Annotated in this window: 6 protein-coding genes; all 6 read left to right on the forward strand. The window is 71.9% G+C overall.

Annotation, left to right across the window (positions count from 1 at the left end; all coding sequences use genetic code 11):
* The coding region (gene aroA, locus ACRDSK_RS31850) for a 3-phosphoshikimate 1-carboxyvinyltransferase (RefSeq protein WP_431445110.1) at positions 1 to 956 on the forward strand (956 nt) is incomplete at its 5' end.
* On the forward strand, positions 953 to 1,969 hold the full coding sequence (gene rsgA / locus ACRDSK_RS31855) for a ribosome small subunit-dependent GTPase A (protein WP_431445111.1): 1,017 nt from the start codon (positions 953 to 955) through the stop codon (positions 1,967 to 1,969). The genes aroA and rsgA, both read left to right, overlap by 4 nt.
* A 49-nt stretch (positions 1,970 to 2,018) precedes the next feature.
* Positions 2,019 to 2,840 (forward strand): hypothetical protein, encoded by an 822-nt coding sequence (locus ACRDSK_RS31860; protein ID WP_431445112.1) that lies wholly within the window; start codon positions 2,019 to 2,021, stop codon positions 2,838 to 2,840.
* A gap of 251 nt (positions 2,841 to 3,091) precedes the next feature.
* Positions 3,092 to 3,307: a hypothetical protein gene (locus ACRDSK_RS31865; RefSeq protein ID WP_431445113.1), complete on the forward strand. Its 216-nt coding sequence runs from the start codon at positions 3,092 to 3,094 to the stop codon at positions 3,305 to 3,307.
* Between the two features lie 34 nt (positions 3,308 to 3,341).
* On the forward strand, positions 3,342 to 3,845 hold the full coding sequence (locus ACRDSK_RS31870; RefSeq protein WP_431445114.1) for a SigE family RNA polymerase sigma factor: 504 nt from the start codon (positions 3,342 to 3,344) through the stop codon (positions 3,843 to 3,845).
* The gene (locus tag ACRDSK_RS31875; RefSeq protein WP_431445115.1) at positions 3,842 to 4,870 is read left to right on the forward strand and encodes an LCP family protein; all 1,029 of its coding nucleotides are present in this window, start codon (positions 3,842 to 3,844) and stop codon (positions 4,868 to 4,870) included. Before ACRDSK_RS31870 ends, ACRDSK_RS31875 begins: the two co-directional genes overlap by 4 nt.
* Positions 4,871 to 4,881 lie beyond the last annotated feature (11 nt).

Here is a 4,881-nt window from a genome sequence, read left to right on the forward strand (position 1 = left end):
CTGCTGGCGAGATCCGCTTCGACGGCGACCCGCGGGCCCGCGAGCGGCCGATGAGCACCGTGCTCGACGCGCTGCGCGCGCTCGGCGCCACGATCGACGGCGACGCGCTGCCGTTCACGCTGCACGGCAAGGGCAGCCTGCCCGGCGGCGCGGTCACGATCGACGCGTCTGCGTCGTCCCAGTTCGTGTCCGGCCTGCTGCTCGCCGGTGCGGGCTACGACCAGGGTCTGACAGTCCTGCACGACGGCAAGCCGGTCCCCTCGATGCCGCACATCGAGATGACCGTGCACATGCTGCGCGAGGCGGGCGTCACCGTGGACGACGGCGAGCCCAACCGCTGGCGGGTCGAGCCCGGGCCGGTCGCCGCGCCGGACTGGCGGATCGAGCCCGACCTGTCCAACGCGACGCCGTTCCTGGCCGCGGCCGCCGTCACCGGCGGCAGCGTCACCGTGCCCGGCTGGCCGGCCGACACCACCCAACCGGGCGACGCGATCGGCGACATCGCGGCGCGAATGGGCTGCGAGGTGATCCGCGACCCGGCCGGGCTCACGGTCACCGGTCCGACCCGACTGTCCGGTGTGGACATAGACCTGCGCGACGTCGGCGAGCTGACGCCGACGGTGGCCGCGCTCGCCGCACTCGCGGAGAGCCCGTCGGTGCTGCGCGGCATCGCGCACCTGCGCGGCCACGAGACCGACCGGCTCGCGGCGCTGGTCGCCGAGATCAACGGGCTGGGCGGCGACGCGCGGGAGACCGAGGACGGGCTGGAGATCCGCCCGGCCGCGCTGCACGGCGGCACCTGGCACGCGTACGCGGACCACCGGATGGCCACCGCGGGCGCGATCGTCGGCCTCGCGGTTCCCGGTGTCGAGGTTGACGACATCGCCACGACGGCCAAGACACTGCCCGACTTCCCGGCCATGTGGCAGGCGATGCTGAGCGGCCGCGCCGCGTGAGCCGGCGGTCCGACTGGCAGCGCCTGGACGAGTCCGATGTCCGGGTGCGGCCGGGAAGGGGCACCCGGCCGCGGACCAAGCGCCGACCCGAGCACGCCGACGCCCGCGCGGCGATGGTCGTCGGGGTCGACCGCGGCCGCTGGACGTGTGCGCTGGATGCCAAACCGGACCAGCAGGTAATCGCGATGCGGGCCCGTGAGCTGGGCCGGACCCCGATCGTCGTGGGTGACCTCGTCGACCTCGTCGGCGACACCTCCGGCCGGCCGGACACGCTGGCCCGGGTCGTGCGGGTGGCCGACCGGTCCTCGGTGCTGCGTCGCACGGCCGACGACAACGACCCCTACGAGCGGGTCGTGGTGGCGAACGCGCAGCAGCTGCTGATCGTCTGCTCGCTCGCGGATCCCCCGCCCCGCACGGGTTTCATCGACCGCTGCCTGGTCGCCGCGTTCGCGGGCGGGCTGCATCCGGTGGTGTGCCTGACGAAGTCGGATCTGGCGAGCCCGGACGAGGTGGTCGCCGCGTACGCGGAGCTCGACGTGTCCTTCCTGGTGACCCGCAGCGACCGGCCGCCGGATGAGGCGCGGGAGCGGCTGGCCAACCAGGTTTCCGCACTGGTGGGGCATTCCGGTGTCGGAAAGTCCACTTTGGTCAACAAGCTCGTGCCGGATGCCATGCGTGCCACCGGAATCGTCAGCGCCGTCGGCAAGGGCCGGCACACGTCGACGACCGCGGTCGCGCTGCCGCTGCCCGGTGGCGGCTGGGTGGTCGACACGCCGGGCATCCGGTCGTTCGGGCTGGCGCACGTGGAGCCGGGCGACATCGTCGCGGCGTTCGAGGAGTTCGTGGAGCCGGCGGAGGAGTGCCCGTCCGGCTGCGGACACCTGGGTCCGCCGGTGGATCCGGACTGCATGCTCGATGTCGTGGTGGCGGAAGGAAATGCCTCTTCGGGCAGACTCGAGTCCCTTCGGCGCCTTCTGGCCTCCCGTGCCCGGCTCGACGAGTACGGTGACTGACGGACCACTACGCTATTCGTGCGTATGAGTTGATCCGAGGGGAGCAGGGATGCGCAAGATCGCAGCAGCGTTGTCGGCGCTCGCACTGGCCGTTTCGCTGGCCGCGTGCGCGGAAGAGGGCGGCACGGCACAGGGTGACGGCAGCGGCGGTAGCGAGGCCGCGAACAACCTGGTCGCGCTGGCGAAGCAGGTCGGCGACCGGACCGCGGAGTCGAGCACCGCGCACATGGTGTTCACCGGTGGCGCCGGCGGCGTGGAGGTCAAGGGCGAGGGCGACATCAAGGTCGGCGGCGACAACCCGTCGATCAAGATGGACATGGACACCGGCTCGATGGGCACGATGTCGCTCGTCCTGCTCGACGGCGTGCTGTACATGAAGCTGCCGGCGGAGCTGTCGCCGGGCGCCAAGCCGTGGCTCAAGATCGACTCGAAGGACAAGAGCAACCCGATGGCGCAGGTGCTCGGCAGCCTGACCGAGCAGATGCGCCAGAACGCCGACCCGCGCCAGGCGCTGGAGCAGTTCCAGGAGGCCGGCACGATCGAGTCGTCGGCACAGGAGGAGCTGAACGGTCAGCAGACCACGCACTACAAGATCACGGTCGACGTGCAGAAGCTGGCGGAGAACCAGCAGGACCCGACGTTGAAGAACGCCATGCAGGAGGCGATCAAGTCGGGCCTGAAGGACTTCCCGGTCGAGCTGTGGGTCGACGAGGAGGGCCTCCCGGTCCGGATGGCGATCGAGATGCCGACCGCGGACCCGACCTCGGGCAAGACCGTTCCGGTGCAGGTTCAGGTGGACTACTCGAACTGGGGCGAGCCGGTGGACATCCAGGCGCCGCCCGCCGACCAGGTGGGCGAGTTCCCCAGCTGAGCTGTTCTCATGGCGACGCCCCCGCCGGTTTCGGCGGGGGCGTCGCTGTGTCCAGTGTGTCCATCGTGTCCATTGAGGACTAGAGCAGCGTCTGCCGTCCGTTCACCTCCGCGGTGAGCGCGTCGATCCGGGCTCGCACCAGGCGCCCGTAGCCGTCCTCGGGCAGGTGCTCCTGGGCTTGCCTGCAGCAGACGCTCGACCTGCGTCCACAGCTGCTCGTACGCGGCGATGGCCTGTTCCTTCTGCCCCTGATGGGCGAGCTGCTGCACCTGCGCGATCGTGGCCATGACCGGGTCGTCCATCGGCACGGCGGCGTTCGCCTTCTGCTGCGCCAGGCTTTCGATGATCTCGTGGCAGGCGCGCACGCACCCGTCGCTGACAGTCCCTGCCACCCACCACCGGCCCCTGTGGACAACGAAGAAATCCGCCGCCGGACTCAACAAATGGCCACTGTCGCGGCGTTCTAGTGTCACCCGAGTCCCCCAGCAGAAGGGAGCGACGGTGCGCGACCGCTTCGAGACGTTCGTGGCCGGTCGGCTCGATCGTCTCCTGCGCTTTGCCACGGCGCTGACCTGCGACCCCCACCTCGCCCAGGACATCGTGCAAGACGTCTTGCTGCGCGCCCAACCTCGCTGGTCTCGCATCGAGGGCATGCACGCACCCGACGCCTACGTCCGACGCATGATCACCAACGAGTACCTGTCCTGGCGCCGTCGGCGCGCGGCCCGCACGATCTCCTCCACCCACGGCACGCTCGACGCGCTGGGCACGCCGGTCGCCGATCCGGCCACCGGCTACGCCGAGCGCGACGCGATGCGAGGCAGGATCGCCGCCCTGCCACGCAAGCAGCGCGCCGCGATCCTGCTGCGCTACTACGAGGACTGCACCGACCAGGAGATCGCCGAGGTGCTCGGCTGCGCGGTCGGCACGGTGCGCAGCCACATCTCCCGCGCGCTCGCGACCCTGCGTGCCACCCACCAGCCCGTGCAGGAGGCCCTGTCGTGAACGCCGACAACACCGAACAGCTCATCCGGGACGCCTTCGCCGCGGAGGCCGACCGGGCCGTCGACTCGCGCACCGTGCTGGCCGAGCTTCGACGGGCCGGCCGCCCACGCCGACCGCGCATGGGCCTGCTCGCCGCGGCGAGCGCCGTCGTCGTGGTCGTCGTGGTGGCGGTCGGCGCGGTCGTGCTGCCGAAGGCGTCGAACAGCGGCGCTCCCTCGGCCGGTGAGGCGCCCGCGAAGGACCAGAACGTCCTGCTCGTCGGCCTGGACGAGTCCGAGAACGCCGACGCGATCATGCTCGCCCACCTCGACGCCGACGGCTCCGCGAACGTCCTGTCGCTGCCGCGGGACTCGTGGGTGGAGGTACCCGACCGCGGCAGGGAACGGCTGGGGCAGGTGTACCCCCTACACGGCATCGACCCGCTGCTGGCGACCGTGCACACGTTGACCGGGGTGCGCCCCGACCACTACGCGCTCGTCGAGATGGCGGGCTTCGGCGGACTGGCCTCGGCCGTCGGCGGCGTGCGCGTGTGCCTGCGCCAGCCGAGCCGCGACCCCCGCTCCGGCGCGTCGTTCCCGGCCGGGCCGCAGGTGCTCTCGGGGAAGGCGGCCCTCGCGTTCGTGCGCCAGCGCACCAACCTCGACGACGGCGACCTCGACCGAATCGTGCGCCAGCAGGCGTTCCTGCGGGCGGTGGCGACCGCGGTGCGCGACGATCCGAACGGCCTCGCCGCGCTGCTGGCGATCGTGCGCCACCACGTCACGCCCGACCCGGGCTGGGACATCGTGGGCCTGGCCGAGCAGCTGCAAGCCCTGCGGCTCGACGCGCTGCGGTTCGAGACGATCCCGGTCGCCGACGAGACCCACCTCGTCCCGAACGCCGGCGCGGTGTTGCTGGTGAACCCGGCGGCGGTGCGCGCACACGTCGAGGACGTGTTCGGCCCCGACCACGCGGCCACGGCCGACCCCGGGGCGGGAGCGTCGCGCGGCTCGCTGCCGGCGGGCCAGCAGCCCTGCGTCGACTGAGAGCTGTCGGG

Source organism: Actinophytocola sp. (genome assembly GCF_050699915.1).
Taxonomy (GTDB): Bacteria; Actinomycetota; Actinomycetes; order Mycobacteriales; family Pseudonocardiaceae; genus Actinophytocola.